This window comes from Pseudomonas sp. UMAB-08 (assembly GCF_900095225.1).
Lineage (GTDB): Bacteria > Pseudomonadota > Gammaproteobacteria > Pseudomonadales > Pseudomonadaceae > Aquipseudomonas.
On the sequence record NZ_LT607419.1, the window covers coordinates 237,101 to 255,346 of the forward strand.

An 18,246-nucleotide genomic window follows, 5' to 3' on the forward strand; every position below is an offset into this window, starting at 1 on the left:
TCAGCGGGTCAGTACGACCGTCCGTCATGCGCTGCGCTTCCCCGACTTCTCGGTGCGATAAACCTCGGCAAACACCTCGGTGATCGGGCGTTGCGGATTGCGTTTATGCAGCGCCCGGACCTGAGCGCTCATGCGCAGCAGGTCGGCACTGGGTTTGGCCCATTGTTCTTTGGGCAGCGGTTCCGACCAGTCGCGCATGGCCTCTGGCAGCGCCTGACGAGCCATGCGTTTGACCCGGCCGACTTCCCACTCGGTCAGGTGAAACGGCAAGGTCCAGAAGGTCATGACGTGAAACAGGTACCAGAAGAAGCCATAGACCCAGCCGCGCTGCTTGTCGCGAATCTCTTGGTGCAAACGAGCGCGGGCGTTGCGGAAGGTGTGCAGGCCTTCGTGCGGCGGGTCATCGGGACCTTGTAGATCGAGCGGGTCGGTGATCTCTTTCAGGGTGTGGACTTCGTACTCCATGTACGCGCGGATGGCTTCCCAGTTGCTGATGGCGATGGGCAGTGCGGGGCAGACGAACTCCAAGGTAAAACGCTCGCCGCTGGCCTCATGGTAAAAACCCACGCCCATGCCGTATTGACGTTGGACACCGTATTGATTGGCGCCCTGGGCTTGAATCACCCAGGCGGTGACCGATTCCCAAGGCACGATCACGGGTTCGCTTTCGTCGTTGGGGACGAAACAGACTTCACGGCGTTGACGGTTGAAGCGCGTGGGGATGACTTCTTCGTATTTGTTGTGCATGTAGAACCAGATGAGGAGAGCCATGGCGAGAGTAAAAAGGGTGACCCCCACAGTCATTCCCCAGCCAGCTCGGTGCGTACCAGCGATCACCTCCCAAACCTCTGGCAACTCCGCGCCCATCAACATAACCATCAACCCCAAAATCAGCGGCAACAAAAAACCGGTCATGACAAAGCCGTTGAATGGAAGGCCTAAGGTGACCTGCCATGAAAACACCTGCGGCGAACCCAATCCAAAGTCCAAATAAACGTCGTTAAGCTCCCCCACATAGGGACATTGCGGCGGCAGCTGTGTAGGTAAAGGCAATGGGGCCAAGTAGGTGATGCGACCGCTGGGAAACGGCTCCACATCACCCGCCTGCGTGGGTTGCTGAAGCTGCGGTTCGGGCAGGGTAACTTCAGGCGCCTTACTCATCAGCGCCCTCCAGTGTCAGCGGATCGACCGTGAACAACTTCGCCGTATCGTATCGGGGCTCAAAGGGCGCCACCGGGAAAACACCTCCGCCATTAGGGTCCAGCCGCAAATGGTAGAGATGCGTCTGGGCCTCACCCTCGCTGTCGTAGGTTTGCACGGCGACAGCCAGGACCAGTGCGGCCTTGGCCACGGTCGAGGGTCTCTCCCATTCATCCGGGTAATCCAGCCTAAGTATCAATGGCGCGGACTGCACCACCCGCAAACTGGCAATCACCCGCTCACTGACGATGGCCCATTGGTCGCTGTCGAAGCCTCGGTCCCATTGAGCGGTGATGATCCGATACGCGGCGATGCTCAGGCGGTGAGAGGGCGTATCCGACAGAGGTGTTCGCAAGTTGGCGAGACTGAGGCCGGGCAGTGTTAGATGAATCGCGCCGCGCGGCGCCTGGCGCAGCATGTCTTGCCAGCGGTCGCTGTGGAGTTTAGGGCCGACCTGTACCTGTGGCGCCTGCAATAGCCACTTCAGGTTTCGTTGATATTCAACGAGGCTCAGGAATTGACGCTTGTCGCCATCCAGGCTCCAGGGAGTGCTTTCCAGCCATTGATCATGAGGCGAGGTGTTGTGGCGGTTGTAAAGCCAGGTGCCACCCAGTTCAATGACAGTGAAGAACGCGCCCGCCAGATTGACGCGAAAGAACACGGTCGACATCCGTACTCCGGCGGCGGCCCAAGCGGCGATGCGCGCGGCTCGATTGGGCGCGAATATAACTTTGTAAGCAGAGTACAACACGCTGCTGAAATCATAGGTATGACTGATCAGTTGCCCCCCAGCACCCACCATGGCCAACGTCGCGCTGTTTTGAAGTGTACGGTTGCCGCTACGCACAGCCTGCTGCCAATTGCTATGGTGTGCGTTAAGGCTAGCGCCGGTTGCGAAAATTCCAGCGAATGAACCTAGCCCCCCAAGCCCTAAGTGCATCTTGCCCAACTGCACGTGCACATTATTCAAAGCATGCCGCTGAAAAACGCTCGCAAGCGCGGCAGCCCTCGCCGTCAAGGCCGTGTCAAAAATCCCACGAGCCGCCGTAAACCCAGAAGCCGCCGTGGCAGTACCGGCAACAACGAATGAACGAAACGCCTCATCGCCCCATGACTGCGCCTTGGCCTCCCTCCCCACCACTATCAAATTCACCATCTGCGCCACAAACACCAGCACCCCCACCCCATCGCCCAGCACATTCAGCTTCGGCGCAGTCTGTATCCCCTGGCGCACATTGCCCATCAAGTGACCCAGCTCCCGCTGTTGCGCAGGCGGGAACAGCAAGGTCACGCCCGCCTTGCCCTGCGCGGCGCCGTAGAGTCTGACGGATTCATGGGGCAGCTCGGGGATGGGACTGATGGCTTTGGCCAGGCGCGCCTCTATCGTGTCCAGTGTCCTGCGAATTTGGTAGATTTCGGCCTGCAGTCTTTTCGCTTCGGGCTCTTTGTGGTCCCAGCGACGGATGATCTGGTTGCGATCATGGGTCACCCGCTTGAGTTGTCGACGCTGCTCAAGCACTTCTTTGAGGTCGTTCTGCAAGGCGGTTTGTTCGGCCGGGGTGGCGAAGGTGAAGGTCGCGCCTTCGCGTTTTGCGGCTTCGAGAATTCGCCCCGGCAGGGCTTTGGGCAGGTTGCGGAACAGTTGGTCCAGGTCTGGCATCTGTTCGCGTTGAATGCCCTGGATGAATGCGCTTTGTATCCGTTCCATTCCGCGACTCAGGGCTGGCGCCAAGGTATCGCGCGCGCCTTCTGCGACCACGCGAACGTTGTCGGGCAACTGATCGAGGGCCGGGAGCTTGCCCTGGGTGATCCGTTGCCACTCGCCGATCCAGTGCGGCAGATTGTTGAGCAGCGCATAACCGACGTTGACCAGCGTGGCGTACTGGGTGGTCAGTTGGCTTTGTTCACTCAACGGCAAGGTATGCAGGAGCGGCAGGCTGAACTGCGGATTTTTCTCCAGCCACTCGAGCATCGCCTGGCTGGACGTGTCGCTGCGGCAGATGTCTTTGAGGCAGGCGTATTCGGCGCTGAACGCCGCCAGTTGCTGCGCGGCCTGTTGTGCATCGAAATACCAGGCGGCGCGATGGAAGCGGCCGGCAGCGACCAACGCCACCCGGTCTTCGCTGATGAGGTCGAGCAAGGGATTCCAGCGCGCCAGATTTGCCCTGTGCTCAGCCAGCACGTGATCCATGGCGGCGCGGTCGATCAGTTCATTGACGCCGCGCTGCCCGATTTTTGCACCCGCGAGCACGTCCTTGATGCGTTGGTTCTGTTCTTTGCCTAACTGGACCAGCGCCTTGAGGTGGCGCTCGACAAAGTCGTCCGGCGCGGGCCGCATGAACTGTCGAGTGTGATAGCGCCAGTCAACGTCCTGAAGGATCACGACCTTGATCGACCCCAAGGCGAGGCTGCCGAAAAAGCCTTGCTCCTTGCGAAACTGATCCAGCGCTTCCTGACGTTCCTCCAGCAAGGCCTCGGGGGGATCGGCTTTTTGACTGGAAACGGCCTGGCCGCTGTTATTCAAATGATCGAGTAATGCGCGCCCGGCATGGTTGCGCTGTGGTGACGGCAGGTCATCCAGGTCCTGAAGCATGGCCTTGATCGCCGGATCATCGCTGGCATTGGCCAGTCCCGTCAGGTTGCTGTCATTGAGCAGGGTCAGGGATTCGATGTAACAGGCCAGCAAGTAATCGCGCTCGTTGGCGTTCTGCTGCGCGCCACCCTCGGCCCACCCCTCGATCCAGCCGACCACCGCGTCTTGATAGTTGGCCAGATCGGTCAATACGCCGATGTCGTCATGCACCACCAGGCACAGCGTGTCGTGTTGGTAAAGCGGCAGCACGCGCTTTAGCAGTTCGCCGACATGCGCTTCGCGAAAGCGTTTGGGGGTTTCCCACAGATAAGGCATGCGCTCCTTGGCCGGGAGGTCGGCGTCGGGCAGCAGTGCATCATCTTCGGCCAATTCAGCCAGCCAGCGCTCAGTCTGTTGCAAAGTGAGTAGGTCCTTGCCACCGGTTTCGCAATTGACGTTGGCGAGCCCGACAGCGTGCATGAAGTGCGCGCGCTCGTCGGCGCTGTTCAACATCCGATTGCATTGGACGGCGGTCCATTGCACGTCGGCAAAGCTGACATGCAGGGTGCTGCTCCTGGCAAATACCAAGGCCGGTTCCGCACTCTGCGGTTCACGCTGGTCGCTGCTGACCTCGGCACCTTGCCAGAGCAACGCACTGATGGCGCCCTCGATAACCCGGTATTCGTGCAGCTCACGGGCCGCGCTGTCGATGATGTACAGCCAGCCGTCACGCAACAGGCGCACGCCCAACGGCCGGCTTTTCAGCGCATAAGGCAGCGTCAATTCGGTCGATGGATCAGCGCGCTCGACCAGACCGTAACGCAACGGAAGTAACTGCACCTTGGGCTGGCGCAAGGGGCACATACCGTAGCCGAGGACATCGCTTTTGGATTCGGCGGCGGCAGCGAGGTTGGGGTCTTTGCGGGGGTTATAAGTCATGGGCGATCCTTGTCGGCCGAGTGGGCCAAGGCCCAGGCGCTTGCCAGTTGGGCGGCTGCGGTGATGCGAGCACTGGGTGTTTGAGCCGACGGGGTGTTCAGCAGCCGCGTAATCTGTGGGTGTTGCTCCAGGGGCGACGATCCCAGCCACGCGAAAATATTGACGTAATACGTCAGGTCGGACTGGCTGGTGAACCCCTGCGCGTAGGCGGTGCGGACTTGTCGGTCGAGCGCAGGCCAGCGCTCCGGCAACGGCCTGACGCGCTCGTCGGGAAAATACGCCCGCAGGTGCGCATCGAGCTTCAGCGTGGCTCGACGCAGGTCGACAGCATCCAGCGCAGCATTCTGTTCGGTGCTCAACTCATAACGCTTTGGCAGGTCGGCAGGCGTCGTCAGCGCACGCGTGTGCCGATGCCAACCGCCCGTGACACTGTCAGGGATGACCCAGGTATGAATTGGCCCGAACAATCGCTCGTCGCGGCCTTGCGCACCGACCAAGGCCTGCGCCACGGCGGGGTCAGCCAGACGCAACATCACCTCGGGCCCCTCACTGACGTGTACCGTCAGCAGTTTGCGCAGATGTTTCACCAGTCGATTAAGCGGTTCCCGGGTGAACAGCAACGAGCCCCACTCTTGCGCGGCATGTTCGAGGTAGAACTGAAACGCCGGATCGTCGGGCTGCCCGATGACCACCAACAAGGGGGAAATATCGCTGAGGGCGTTGAAACGCGTTTCCTTGTACAGCGGGATTTTGAGGATGCCGGGCGCGCGCGCCGCCAGCCTGAGGGGTAAGTCGGGTACCGCTGCGCCATCGAGCAGTAGCACGGCCTGTCCCTGATCCCAAGGCAGGTCCTGAGAAAGTGCAGTGAGCGTATTCATGCTTTCACGGCCTCTTCACAGAGCACGCAGCGCGATCGATGCTCAACGACCAGGTTATGTTTCTGATCGCTCGGCAGAACATCGCGTACCAGCATAAGCACCTCGCCGGGCGCCAACGGCATGGCCGGGGTTCCCGGTACCGGCACGCCGCCGACCTGGATCGGTGTACTGCTGAAAATCCCCGCCGGATTGATGACGATGTGTTGGCCGTTGATCGACAACGTCAAGGTAAGGCCGCCGTTGATGACGATATCGCTGCCAGTGATGTGCACTTCTTGGCCGGCAGATATCAACAGGTCGCCACCCACGCGGGTGTGACTGCTGCCAGCCACCTGTCGGTGATCGTCGGCCAGCAACTGCACTTTGCGCGCGCCGGTGACGGTGACGTTTTCCTCGGCCTTGAGCACGGTGGTGCTGTTGCCTTTGATGGTTTCCAGACGCTGACCGCCGATTTCGATTCGGCTGTCGTTCTGGATCAACTGCTCCATGTCGCGTTGGGCGCGGAGGTAAATCCGTTCCGCCCCGCTCTTGTCTTCCAGGCTCAGCTCGTTGAAGCCCGAACCTCCCCCGGTGCTTTTACTGCGCAAAACGGTTTTGGTCTTGTTGTCCGGCAGGTTGTAAGGCACTTGATGGGTGTTGTTGCTCAGGCAGCCCACCACTATCGGCTTGCAGGCATGTCCCTCCTCAAAGGCGACCAACACTTCCATGCCCACGCGCGGGATGGTGACCGCGCCATACCCGGCACCGGCCCAGCTGGAGGCCACGCGTACCCAGCAACTGGTGCTTTCGTTGTTTTCACTGCGGTCCCAGTGAAAACGGACTTTTACCCGCCCGTATTGATCGCAATGGATTTCCTCCTGCGCAGGGCCGGTCACCACAGCGGTTTGCATGCCTTGAATCTTCGGGATCGGATGCTTGAGTGCCGGACGAAACTGCACGGCCTCGCGGATGGCAATGAACTCATTGCGATAGCCCTGAGTGATTCGGCCGGTTTCCACCGGCTCGTCACCGACCGCGTATTCCTCTAATACAGCAGGCTGGCGACCCTCATGAAACACCCAGGTTGGCAGCCAGACCACGTTCCAGTTCCGCTCCGGGTGTTCTTCTATCTGTAACGGCGTACCACTGCGCAATGCCGGTTGGTTGCTCTGGCCTTGGGCCCGTTCAGCATCGCCGCGAAGCCGCTCCAGCGCCCGGCGCGTGCGCACCCGTCCTGCGTGCGCGGTATCAAATTCTCCGGGGTAGATGTACGCCTCAAGGTTCGGAAATACCTTGGAATCCCGGTCCGCCTCCAGCGAGATGTGCGCGTTTTTGAAGTCGTAATCACGGTGGGTGACGCGGCTGGGGCGGGTGCTCAGGCCTACGCCGAACGCCTGGATCACCGGATGCTCCGACGCCATGCCGTTGATCGGTCGAAACGGCATCGCCACGGTGGGATTGCCCGCGTGATAGAACTCGGTTTCCTGATCGGCGAAGATCAGTTGGTGCCCTTGTGGCGTGTGCTTAAAGTAATAGAAGTAGCCTTCGGCCTCGCACAAGCGGCTGACGAAATGCAGGTCGGATTCATCGTACTGAACGCAATACTCATGCGGGACCGGTTTCTCCGGACCGATGGTGAATTGCACATCCAGGCCATTCAGCACGCCATGCCCTTTGAGCACGTCGCGAATGATGGCTTCAGTGGTCATATTCTGGAAAATCCGCCGATTACTGGCGTGCTGCAAATAACGCAGAAACGGCACCATCACCAGTTGGTAATGGCTCAGCCGGGTGCCCACTTTGCCCTTCCGGATGGAGTAGATATGGCCATGCAGGCCCTGATTGCCAAAGGCCAGGTAGGCTTCTTTGTGCAGCAGGCCTTCCAGCTCGCGCGGCGGTCGCTCGGTGACCACATCGACGGTGATTTCGAAGCACTCGCTGATGGCCTCTTCGCCGAAAAAGGCTAAAACGAGCAACTCGTGGTCCTGATTCCCTTTGATGCTGAGCGTAAACGTTGGGGCAGTGGACATCGCCGTTCTTCATATCGGAATGAACGGTGATTCTGGGTAGATGAGCTGACCAAAGGTATCCCGCGCCGCCGACAAACTCAGTAGGAGACGTCTCTCAATTTCGTAGGGTTATTCTTGCACTCCCCCGACGCTCTTCAACAACCATAAAAAAAGGCCACCCGAAGGCAGCCTTAAAAAATAAAAGGAAAGAGAGAGTACTAATTACACGGCCGCAACAGGACGCATGTAAGAGATCGGAGCGGTGCTGGCGTCTTCGAAGGTCACGATTTCCCAAGCATCTTTCTGCGCAATCAATGCGCGAAGAAGGACGTTGTTCAGTGCGTGCCCAGACTTGAAGCCTCGGAACTCGCCTATCAGGCTATTGCCCAGCAGGTAGAGGTCGCCGATTGCATCCAGGATTTTGTGTTTGACGAATTCGTCCTCATACCGCAGGCCGTCTTCGTTAAGCACGCCGTCCTTGTCGACCACGATGGCATTTTCTACGCTACCGCCAAGTGCGAGGTTGTGCTTGCGCAGGTACTCGATATCACTCATGAACCCAAAGGTACGGGCGCGGCTGACTTCTTTAACAAAAGAAGTGCTGGAAAAATCCACGGTTGCACTTTGAGTACGGTTACGGAAAACAGGGTGGTCAAAGTCGATCTCGAAACTCACCTTGAACCCTTCGAAAGGCAGGAAAGTGGCGGTTTTGCCGTCCTCTTCCACGGTGACTTCTTTCAGGATACGAATGAATTTCTTGGCTGCGTCCTGTTCTTCCAGGCCGGCAGATTGAATCAGGAATACGAAGGGTCCCGCGCTGCCGTCCATGATTGGAACTTCGGAGGCAGAGAGTTCGACGTAGGCGTTATCGATGCCAAGGCCAGCCATGGCCGAAAGCAAGTGCTCTACCGTGTCCACCTTGGTGTCCCCGCTGACCAAAGTGGTCGACAGGGTGGTGTCACCGACGTTTTCCGCACGGGCAGGGATCTGCACCACAGGGTCGAGGTCGGCACGACAAAACACGATGCCGGTATTCACAGGTGCGGGCTTGAGGGTCAGGTAAACCTTTTCCCCCGAGTGCAGGCCTACACCTGTGGCACGGATAATATTTTTCAGGGTGCGTTGTTTAATCATGGCATTGGCCGCTTCAGCGCAAGTTGCGAACTGGTATCAACAAAGGCTGGCGATAATAGCAGACCCGGCCTTTGCTGAACACCAATCACCCTAATACCCCTGATACATTTCATCAATCGGCCTGGCGACGCAGGAAAGCCGGGATATCCAGATAATCCAGGTCATCGTGCGGATTCATCTTCGCAGCAGCGGCAGCACCGGCGTGAGCCTGGTTGCGCATCACAGTCGGACGGTCCAGATCGCGGTAATTCACCGACGGCAGCTCCTGACGTGCAGAAGGTTGCACCGCTGCATGTTGTTGCGAGGTCTGCAGGGTGTTGTCGATCACCTTCACAGGTTTCTCGATTTTCGCGCCCAGGCCAGTGGCAACCACAGTCACGTGCAACTCGTCGCGCATGTCCGGATCGATAACCGTACCGACCTTGACCATCGCGTGCTCGGAAGCGAACGCTTCAATGATGCTACCCACGTCCGAGTACTCACCCAGAGACAGGTCAGGACCGGCAGTGATGTTGACCAGGATGCCGCGAGCACCTTGCAGGTTGACGTCTTCGAGCAGCGGGTTGCGGATGGCTGCTTCAGTCGCTTCACGCGCACGGTTCGGACCGCTGGCGCAGCCAGTGCCCATCATCGCCATACCCATTTCGCTCATCACGGTGCGTACGTCAGCGAAGTCGACGTTGATCATGCCCGGACGTTTGATGATGTCGGAGATACCGCGAACGGCACCGGCCAGTACATCGTCAGCCTTGGCGAAAGCCGACAGCAGGCTGGCGTCCTTACCGAGGATGGTCAGCAGCTTCTCGTTAGGGATGGTGATCAACGAGTCAACGCTTTCCGACAGCAGACGGATGCCTTCATCGGCGATCTGCATGCGCTTGCGGCCTTCGAACGGGAACGGACGAGTCACCACTGCAACGGTGAGGATCCCCATTTCCTTGGCCACTTCGGCAATGATCGGTGCAGCACCGGTACCGGTACCGCCGCCCATGCCAGTGGTAATGAACACCATGTTGGTGCCCTGTAGCACTTCAGCAATGCGCTCACGGTCTTCCAGTGCAGCCTGACGACCTACTTCAGGGTTGGCACCAGCACCCAAACCCTTGGTCACACCAGTGCCCAATTGCAGGATGGTCCGTGCGCCGATGCTTTTCAGCGCTTGTGCGTCAGTGTTGGCGCAGATGAATTCCACACCTTCGATGTTGCTCTTAACCATATGGTTAACAGCATTACCACCACCACCACCGACACCGATAACTTTGATTACCGGGCTTTGCGGGACGTTGTCTACGAGTTCGAACATTTTCCCTCTCCTTTCATTTTCTCTAGTTTTTTCGCCTACTGCCTACCACTACTACTGCTTTGAAACTTAGAAATTGCCTTGCACCCAGCGTTTGAGGCGCTCGAATACCGGTGTTTTAGGTTCATCGCTATAGCTGCTGCTACTGATGCCGGACAACGAAATACCGTCGGATTGCTTTTGCAGTCCGTACAGCAGCAGCCCCACACCAGTGGAATAGATTGGGTTGCGGACAACGTCCGAGAGCCCTTTGACACTGTGCGGCACGCCGAGGCGTACCGGCATATGGAAGATTTCCTCGGCCAGTTCGACCGCGCCTTCCATTTTTGAGGTACCACCGGTCAGCACGATGCCGGCCGGGATCAAATCCTCATACCCACTGCGACGCAGTTCGGCCTGAATCAATGTGAATAACTCGTCGTAACGCGGCTCGACCACTTCAGCCAGCGCCTGACGGGACAGCTCACGTGGTGGACGGTCGCCGACGCTTGGTACTTTGATCGTTTCACCGGCGCCAGCCAGTTTGGCCAGGGCACAGGCGTAGCGAATCTTGATCTCTTCGGCGTATTGGGTCGGTGTGCGCAACGCCATCGCGATGTCGTTGGTGACCTGGTCGCCCGCAATCGGGATGACCGCGGTATGACGAATCGCGCCTTCGGTGAAGATGGCGATGTCAGTGGTGCCGCCGCCGATATCAACCAGGCAAACGCCCAGTTCTTTCTCGTCATCCGTCAGCACCGAATACGCGGAGGCCAACTGCTCGAGAATGATGTCGTCGATTTCCAGCCCGCAACGACGCACGCATTTTTCGATGTTCTGTGCGGCATTGACGGCGCACGTCACCACATGAACCTTGGCTTCCAGACGTACGCCCGACATCCCCAAAGGCTCACGTACGCCTTCCTGGTTGTCGATCACGTAGTCCTGCGGCAGGGTGTGAAGCACCCGCTGATCCGCTGGAATCGCCACGGCCTGGGCGGCATCGAGTACACGCTCCAGATCCGCCATGCTGACTTCACGATCACGGATCGCCACGATGCCGTGGGAGTTCAGGCTGCGAATGTGGTTGCCCGCTACACCGACGAAAGCCGAGTGGATACGGCAACCGGCCATCAGTTGAGCTTCTTCAACGGCGCGCTGGATCGATTGCACGGTGGACTCGATGTTCACCACCACGCCCTTCTTCAGGCCGCGGGAAGGATGCGTGCCGATACCGACGATTTCCAGGGTGCCATCCGCCCCGACTTCGCCCACCAGCGCCACCACTTTGGAGGTGCCGATATCCAAGCCGACGATCATTTTCCCGCTTTGCACGTTTGCCATGGTCCTGCCTCTTATCAATTCTTCGCGACGGCGGGTTTGTCCGTCGTAGGCGCAACCTGCTCACGCCATCCCACGGCAAGGCCGTTGGAGTAACGCAGGTCGATGCGCGCAATATTCGTGATCTGTTCTTTAAGCGTTTTTTCATAAATGGCAATAAATCGGCGCATTTTTTCCACCAGGTGGTCGCGTCCCAGTAACAGCTCGATACCCGGGCCCGCACTGCCTGCACCAGTGGTCAAAAACCAACTGCCACGTTCACGTAATTCCAGACGTACGATGGAAAAACCCAACGGCCGTAACATCTGACTCAACACCTGATACTGCTGCATCACCTGCTGCTGGGCACGCTGAGGGCCGAACAGTTGAGGCAGATGCTCGTAATTGGCCAGCTCGCGCGGGGTAAACGCCTGCCCCTGGTTGTTCAGCAGCGCCTCTTCACCCCAGCGCGCCACCGGCAATTGTTCTTCCAGACGAATGACCACCTGATCGGGCCAGACACGCCTGACTTCGGCGTGGGCGATCCATGGCATTTGTTCCAGTTCGGTGCGCATCCCTGTGAGGTCGATGGTGAAGAAGCTCGCCGCCACATACGGGGCAATCCGCTGCTGCACCGCTTGCTGGCTGATGTAGCTCAGATCACCCTGCACATTGATCCGGGTAATTGGCCGGTCGGCATACGGCAACAGCCGCTGCGCGGCTTCGTAGGTGCCGAAGCCCAGAACGACCAACATCACAGGCCAGAACAGACGCTTGAAGAATCCGAAGTTTGCTTTAGGCAGGCGCATCGACAGCGGCTCTTTGGCCACCATCCGACTGGCACCACGCGGCACCGGCTTGCGGCCGGGAACGGGTTGCTGATGACGTAGCATCGCGCCTTGCATGGGATTAACCTCGCGCCTCGACACTGTCAGCCAGAATCGCTAACACCAACTGCTGAAAATCCAGACCCGCCGCTCGTGCCGCCATAGGGACCAGACTGTGGTCGGTCATGCCCGGGACGGTGTTCACTTCCAACAACCAGAACTTGCCGTCAGCATCCTGCATAACGTCCGCACGCGCCCAACCTGCAATGCCAACGGCCTCGCAAGCACGCGCAGTAAGATCTTTAAGCTCTTGTTCTTTTGCACTGTCGAGCCCGCAAGGGATCCGATACTGAGTATCGGAAGCCAGGTACTTGGCGTCGTAGTCGTAGAAACTGTGGGGAGTGCCCAGACCGATGGGCGGTAATATCTGGTCACGCAGAGTCGCGATAGTGAACTCCGGACCCTGGATCCATTGCTCGACCAATACTTGTGAATCGTAGGTGCTGGCAGCTTTCCATGCGGCGATCAATTCATCGACGCTGGTCACCTTGGCCATACCAATACTCGAACCTTCATGGGCGGGTTTGACGATTAAAGGGAAGCCCAGTTCCGTTGCCGCAGAAATACAATCAGCTTCAGTGCTCAATGCGGCATGCCGAGGTGTCGACAAGCCCAGACTTTGCCAGATCTGCTTGGTCCGCAACTTGTCCATGGCCAGCGCAGAAGCCAGCACACCGCTGCCGGTGTAGGGGATGTCCAGACATTCCAGCAAGCCTTGCATGCTGCCGTCTTCGCCGCCACGACCGTGCAAGACGATAAAAGCACGGTCAATTTTTTCGCTGACCAGGCGCTGCAGGAAGTCGTCACCGACGTCGATGCCGAACGCGTCGACACCTGCGCCTTGCAGGGCCTCAAGCACTGCCTGGCCGGATTTCAGCGACACTTCACGCTCAGCGCTTTTACCGCCGAACAGCACGGCGACACGGCCGAAAGCCTTGGGTTCGAGCGTGGACAACAAGGCGGTTTGCAGGGTCGAAGTCATTTCAGTTTCCCCTCGGTCGGGGCCACGACAGCACCTGCAAACAGCGGGCTTCGAAGCAGTTGCGGCGCGAAGCCACCAATGTCACCGGCGCCCTGGCACAGCAAAATATCGCCAGCACGCAACAGTGGTTTGACCAGCGGTGCCAACTCGACGCCACGCTCGATGTAGATCGGGTCCAGCTGACCCCGTTGACGGATGCTGTGGCACAGGTTGCGGCTGTCGGCACCAGGAATCGGTTCTTCCCCGGCTGGATAGACTTCCATCAGCAACAACACGTTGGCTTCGGCCAGTACTTGCACGAAGTCATCGTAAAGGTCGCGGGTGCGGCTGAAGCGATGAGGCTGGTAAACCATGACCAGACGACGATCAGGCCAGCCGCCACGAACAGCATTGATTACCGCAGCCACTTCACGCGGGTGATGACCATAGTCGTCGACCAGCATCACATTGCCGCCTTCCACCGGCAGCTCGCCATAGATCTGAAAGCGTCGACCGACACCCTGGAAGCCCGACAACCCCTGAACGATGGCCTCGTCGCTGACACCTTCATCGGTAGAGATAGCGATGGTCGCCAACGAGTTGAGAACGTTGTGGTTGCCCGGCATATTTACCGAGACATCCAGCGGCGCGCGGTCACGACGCAGCACGGTGAAGTAAGTCAGCATGCCGGCCTGACGCACGTTGATGGCCCGTACGTCGGCTTCTTCGCTGAAACCGTAAGTCAGTGTCGGACGCTTGATCAGCGGCAGAATTTCACGCACCACTGGATCATCGATGCACACCACGGCCAGCCCATAGAACGGCAGGTTGTGCAGGAACTCGACGAAGGTTTTCTTCAGTTTGTTGAAGTCGCCCTCGTAGGTCGCCATGTGGTCGGCGTCGATGTTAGTGACCACGGCCACCAACGGCTGCAAGTGCAGGAAGCTGGCGTCGCTTTCATCCGCTTCAGCGATCAGGTAACGGCTGGTGCCTAACTGAGCGTTGGTTCCGGCAGCATTCAGACGACCACCGATGACGAACGTCGGGTCCAGGCCACCGGCCGCGAACACCGAAGCGATCAAACTGGTGGTGGTGGTTTTGCCATGCGTGCCAGCGACTGCGATGCCATGGCGATAGCGCATCAGTTCGGCCAGCATTTCGGCACGCGGGACCACAGGAATACGACGTTCCAGAGCAGTAGCGACTTCCGGGTTGGCGGTATTGACTGCACTGGAGACCACCAGTACGTCAGCCGTCGCGATGTTCTCGGCGCGATGGCCGATAAACACTTTAGCGCCGAACGATTCAAGACGTTCAGTCACCGGTGAAGACTTCAAGTCGGAGCCGGACACTTCGTAGCCCAGGTTAAGCAGCACCTCGGCAATACCGCACATGCCCACACCGCCGATACCGACGAAGTGGATGCGACGGATGCGGCGCATTTCCGGCTGGGGCATCGCCCTCTTGTTCTCAACCATGAGCCACCTCCAGACAGATATCGACCACAGTGCGCGTTGCGTCAGGTTTGGCCAGGTCGCGAGCCGTGCGGGCCATGCTGTTCAATTGTTCGGGTTGCATCAAAACCTCTTTCAGGCGTGCGGCCATTTCGGCTGCGCCAGTTGTCGCTTGTGGCATGACGAAGGCTGCACCTTCGCGGGCCAGATAGTCGGCATTACGGGACTGGTGGTCGTCGATCGCATGGGGCAACGGCACCAACAACGACGGCAGGCCAGCCGCCGCCAGTTCACTGACGGTCAGCGCGCCTGCGCGACAAACCACCAGGTCGGCCCAGCCATAGGCTTGGGCCATGTCTTTGATGAAGGGCGCCACTTGCGCCTCGACATCGGCAGTGCGATAGCGCTCTGCGGTGATCTGGTCATGATTCTTGCCGGCCTGATGAAACACTTCAGGTCGCAACTCCAGCGGCACCAGTGCCAATGCGGCGGGCAGCAGTTTGTTCAGTGGCTCAGCGCCCAGGCTTCCGCCAAGAATCAGCAAACGGGCTTTACGTCCGGCCAACGCCTGACGCGGCGTTTCGAGAAACAGCTCGGTGCGTACCGGGTTGCCGGTGGTACGGCGTTTTGCCGAAGTCGAAAACGTGTTCGGGAAGGCTTCGCACACGCGAGTGGCAAACGGCGCCAGGCTGCGATTGGCTGTACCGGCGACAGCGTTCTGTTCATGAATGATCAGCGGTACACCCGCCAATTTCGCTGCCAGGCCGCCAGGACCCGTGACGAAACCACCCATTCCCAGTACGCAGACGGGCTGCAATTGACGAACGATCTTGCGCGCTTGCAACAAAGCCTTAAGCACCACAAACGGCGCCTTCAACAGCGTAAGCACGCCCTTGCCCCGCAGGCCGGTCACGTTGATCAAATGCAGCGGCAAGCCCGCTTGCGGGACCAGTTCGTTTTCGATACCGCGCGGTGTGCCGAGCCAGTGCACGCTGTAACCGCGGGCCTGAAATTCGCGCGCGCAGGCCAGCGCCGGGAAGACGTGTCCGCCCGTGCCGCCCGCCATGATCAGCACGTTAGCGCCCATGGGTCGGCTCCTCGGTGAAGTCGCTTTCATTGAATTCCGTTTCTTCGCTGCCGGTATTGGTCCGCGCTTCCCACTCGATGCGCAGCAGCAAGCCCAGGCTTGCGCAGCAGATCACCAACGAACTGCCGCCATAACTGAGGAAGGGCAAGGTCAGGCCTTTAGTCGGCAACAGTCCGACGTTTACGCCGATGTTGATCAGGAACTGACCAATCCACAGGAACGCCAGACCGTAAGCCACATAGGCTGCGAAATATTGCTTGGCCCTCTCGGCCCACATACCGATGTACATGGCCCGGATACTGACGAATACGAACAGGCCCACAGTGATCAGCGAGCCGACCACGCCCAATTCTTCCGCGAGCACAGCAAACACGAAGTCGGTGTGCGCTTCAGGTAAATAGAACTGCTTCTGCACGCTGTTACCCAGACCGACGCCGAACCATTCGCCACGGCCAAAGGCAATCAGGGCCTGGGTCAGCTGATAACCGGAGCCAAACTGATCGGACCAGGGGTCGGTGAAGGTGATCAGACGCGCCATACGATAGGGCTGCGCTTGAACCAGCACGAACACCGCGCCCACCGCCAACACCACCATCAGGGTGAAGCGGAACAGTCCTACGCCACCGAGGAACAGCATCGCCGCCGCAGCCCCCATCATTACGACGGTGGCACCGAAGTCCGGTTCCATCAGCAGCAAACCTGCCATCGGCAGCAAAACGATGAATGGCTTGAAGAAGCCCATCCAGCTTTCCCGAACCTCCTGCTGGCGCCGTACCAGGTAACCGGCAAGAAAAATCACCACGAACACCTTGGCGATTTCCGAAGGCTGGACGTTGAACATCCCGAAACCGATCCAGCGCATCGAACCGTTAACCTCACGGCCCAGCCCCGGCACCAATACCATCACCAGCAAACCGAAGGCGCCAATCAACATCAGCCAGCCCAGGCGCTGCCAGGTCGAAACAGGAATCATCATGGTCACGCCACAGGCGCCCAAACCGATGACCAGATACACCAGGTGACGCATCATCATGTACAGCGGGTTGCCGGACTGCACGGCGGCCACTTCTGACGAGGCAGAAGTGATCATCACCAGACCCAGGCCCAGCAGCGCAAGACAACCGGCCAACATCGGGAAGTCGACATCAATGCCGCGACCGCTGATCAGCGGCGATGGATAAGGCTTGATCACACCCAGAATCATGACAAGGCCTCCACGGCGTGAGCGAACAAACGCCCACGCTCTTCAAAGTTCTTGAACATGTCCAGGCTGGCGCAGGCGGGAGACAGCAATACCGCATCCCCGTCCTGAGCCCATTCGGCAGCACGTTGCACAGCTTCTTCCAGGGTTTTGACGCGGACTAAAGGCACCGCATCGCCGAAGGTCTTGGCCAGCAATTCAGCATCGCGGCCCAACAACACGACCACGCGGCAATAGGCGACGACAGGGGCACGCAAGGCGCTGAAATCAGCACCCTTGCCATCTCCACCTGCGATCAACACCAGCTTGCCCGTAATATCCACGCCCAGGCCTTCGATGGCAGCCAGCGCGGCGCCAACGTTGGTGGCTTTGGAGTCGTCGTAATAGCTGACACCTGCACGCTCACGCAGCCATTGGCAGCGATGCGCGAGGCCGGTGAAGGTGCGCAAGGCGCTGAGCATGGCGTCAAACGGCAAGCCCACTGCATACCCGAGCGCCAACGCAGCCAAGGCATTGGATTGATTGTGTGCGCCGCGAATTTTCAGCTCGCGGACCGGCATCAGGGTGTCGAACTGGAAGGCGAGGTATTTTTCGCCGTTCTCTTCGCGCAGACCGAAGCCGTGGAAATCGGGTGTGTTCAGACCGAAGGTCCAGCACGGCAAGCCTTCACCGATCAGCGGCCGCGACAGTGCGTCCTGCCGATTGACCACCACTTGCCGGGCACCACGGAAAATCCGGTGCTTGGCCAAGTGATACGCCGGCAGGCCGCTGTAACGGTCCATGTGATCTTCGCTGACGTTCAACACAGTCGCCACTTCAGCGCCGAGTTGGTCAGTGGTTTCAAGCTGGAAGCTGGAGAGCTCAAGCACGTACAACTCGACCGAGTCATCGAGCAGGTCCAGCGCCGGGGTGCCGAGGTTGCCGCCGACTGCAACACGTTTACCCGCTGCGGCCGCCATTTCACCCACCAGCGTGGTGACCGTGCTTTTCGCATTCGAACCGCTGATTGCAACGATGGGCGCCTTCGCGTTACGCGCGAACAACTCGATATCACCCGACAATTTCACGCCACGGGCCGCCGCCTGCTGCAGTGCTGGGGTCGCCAATGCCAGGCCGGGGCTGACGTACAGCTCGTCGGCACGGCAGAGAAACTCCACATCCAGCTCGCCGCAACGTACTTCCACCTGCGGGTAGTCCTGACGCAACGTCGCCAACTCGGGCGGATTGTCCCGCGTATCAGCCACAGCAAACGACACGCCCTGCTTCGCCAGGAAGCGAACCAGGGACATGCCGCTCTTGCCGAGACCGACAACGATGCGGAAGTGGTCAGAAACGATCAGAGACAC

The 18,246-nt window shown here is 59.2% G+C and carries 13 protein-coding genes; all 13 read right to left on the minus strand.

Annotated features, from left to right (window positions below):
- Nucleotides 1-24: 24 nt before the first annotated feature.
- On the minus strand, nt 25-1,161 hold the full coding sequence (locus tag K0F75_RS12900) for a hypothetical protein (RefSeq protein ID WP_257604352.1): 1,137 nt from the start codon (nt 1,159-1,161) through the stop codon (nt 25-27).
- On the minus strand, nt 1,154-4,711 hold the full coding sequence (locus tag K0F75_RS12905; protein WP_219062247.1) for a toxin VasX: 3,558 nt from the start codon (nt 4,709-4,711) through the stop codon (nt 1,154-1,156). The genes K0F75_RS12900 and K0F75_RS12905 overlap by 8 nt, the downstream gene beginning before the upstream one ends.
- Nucleotides 4,708-5,589 (minus strand): DUF4123 domain-containing protein, encoded by an 882-nt coding sequence (locus tag K0F75_RS12910; protein ID WP_219062248.1) that lies wholly within the window; start codon nt 5,587-5,589, stop codon nt 4,708-4,710. Before K0F75_RS12910 ends, K0F75_RS12905 begins: the two co-directional genes overlap by 4 nt.
- Nucleotides 5,586-7,598, minus strand: a complete 2,013-nt coding sequence (gene tssI, locus K0F75_RS12915; RefSeq protein ID WP_219062249.1) for a type VI secretion system tip protein TssI/VgrG — start codon at nt 7,596-7,598, stop codon at nt 5,586-5,588. The genes K0F75_RS12910 and tssI overlap by 4 nt, the downstream gene beginning before the upstream one ends.
- A 201-nt stretch (nt 7,599-7,799) precedes the next feature.
- A complete protein-coding gene (gene lpxC / locus K0F75_RS12920; RefSeq protein WP_219062250.1) occupies nt 7,800-8,711 on the minus strand; it encodes a UDP-3-O-acyl-N-acetylglucosamine deacetylase in 912 nt (303 codons plus the stop codon).
- 112 nt (nt 8,712-8,823) lie between these two features.
- Nucleotides 8,824-10,014 carry a cell division protein FtsZ gene (gene ftsZ / locus K0F75_RS12925; protein WP_219062251.1) on the minus strand — a complete coding sequence of 397 codons (1,191 nt, stop codon included), beginning with the start codon at nt 10,012-10,014 and terminating at the stop codon, nt 8,824-8,826.
- Between the two features lie 66 nt (nt 10,015-10,080).
- Complete coding sequence (gene ftsA, locus K0F75_RS12930) at nt 10,081-11,334, minus strand: cell division protein FtsA (RefSeq protein WP_219062252.1); 1,254 nt, start codon at nt 11,332-11,334, stop codon at nt 10,081-10,083.
- 14 nt (nt 11,335-11,348) lie between these two features.
- Nucleotides 11,349-12,215, minus strand: a complete 867-nt coding sequence (locus K0F75_RS12935) for a cell division protein FtsQ/DivIB (RefSeq protein WP_219062253.1) — start codon at nt 12,213-12,215, stop codon at nt 11,349-11,351.
- Nucleotides 12,216-12,219: 4 nt separating this feature from the next.
- Nucleotides 12,220-13,179 carry a D-alanine--D-alanine ligase gene (locus K0F75_RS12940; RefSeq protein ID WP_219062254.1) on the minus strand — a complete coding sequence of 320 codons (960 nt, stop codon included), beginning with the start codon at nt 13,177-13,179 and terminating at the stop codon, nt 12,220-12,222.
- The gene (gene murC / locus K0F75_RS12945) at nt 13,176-14,636 is read right to left on the minus strand and encodes a UDP-N-acetylmuramate--L-alanine ligase (RefSeq protein WP_219062255.1); all 1,461 of its coding nucleotides are present in this window, start codon (nt 14,634-14,636) and stop codon (nt 13,176-13,178) included. Before murC ends, K0F75_RS12940 begins: the two co-directional genes overlap by 4 nt.
- Nucleotides 14,629-15,699 carry an undecaprenyldiphospho-muramoylpentapeptide beta-N-acetylglucosaminyltransferase gene (murG, locus tag K0F75_RS12950; RefSeq protein WP_219062256.1) on the minus strand — a complete coding sequence of 357 codons (1,071 nt, stop codon included), beginning with the start codon at nt 15,697-15,699 and terminating at the stop codon, nt 14,629-14,631. The genes murC and murG overlap by 8 nt, the downstream gene beginning before the upstream one ends.
- Nucleotides 15,689-16,900 carry a putative lipid II flippase FtsW gene (gene ftsW / locus K0F75_RS12955; RefSeq protein ID WP_219062358.1) on the minus strand — a complete coding sequence of 404 codons (1,212 nt, stop codon included), beginning with the start codon at nt 16,898-16,900 and terminating at the stop codon, nt 15,689-15,691. The genes murG and ftsW overlap by 11 nt, the downstream gene beginning before the upstream one ends.
- Nucleotides 16,900-18,246, minus strand: a complete 1,347-nt coding sequence (murD, locus tag K0F75_RS12960; RefSeq protein ID WP_219062257.1) for a UDP-N-acetylmuramoyl-L-alanine--D-glutamate ligase — start codon at nt 18,244-18,246, stop codon at nt 16,900-16,902. Before murD ends, ftsW begins: the two co-directional genes overlap by 1 nt.

Excerpts from the sequence above, each read along its gene's own strand:
- K0F75_RS12900 (WP_257604352.1), bottom strand. The coding sequence starts at position 1,161 with ATGAGTAAGGCGCCTGAAGTTACCCTGCCCGAACCGCAGCTTCAGCAA.
- K0F75_RS12905 (WP_219062247.1), bottom strand. The coding sequence starts at position 4,711 with ATGACTTATAACCCCCGCAAAGACCCCAACCTCGCTGCCGCCGCCGAA.
- K0F75_RS12910 (WP_219062248.1), bottom strand. The coding sequence starts at position 5,589 with ATGAATACGCTCACTGCACTTTCTCAGGACCTGCCTTGGGATCAGGGA.
- tssI (WP_219062249.1), bottom strand. The coding sequence starts at position 7,598 with ATGTCCACTGCCCCAACGTTTACGCTCAGCATCAAAGGGAATCAGGAC.
- lpxC (WP_219062250.1), bottom strand. The coding sequence starts at position 8,711 with ATGATTAAACAACGCACCCTGAAAAATATTATCCGTGCCACAGGTGTA.
- ftsZ (WP_219062251.1), bottom strand. The coding sequence starts at position 10,014 with ATGTTCGAACTCGTAGACAACGTCCCGCAAAGCCCGGTAATCAAAGTT.
- ftsA (WP_219062252.1), bottom strand. The coding sequence starts at position 11,334 with ATGGCAAACGTGCAAAGCGGGAAAATGATCGTCGGCTTGGATATCGGC.
- K0F75_RS12935 (WP_219062253.1), bottom strand. The coding sequence starts at position 12,215 with ATGCAAGGCGCGATGCTACGTCATCAGCAACCCGTTCCCGGCCGCAAG.
- K0F75_RS12940 (WP_219062254.1), bottom strand. The coding sequence starts at position 13,179 with ATGACTTCGACCCTGCAAACCGCCTTGTTGTCCACGCTCGAACCCAAG.
- murC (WP_219062255.1), bottom strand. The coding sequence starts at position 14,636 with ATGGTTGAGAACAAGAGGGCGATGCCCCAGCCGGAAATGCGCCGCATC.
- murG (WP_219062256.1), bottom strand. The coding sequence starts at position 15,699 with ATGGGCGCTAACGTGCTGATCATGGCGGGCGGCACGGGCGGACACGTC.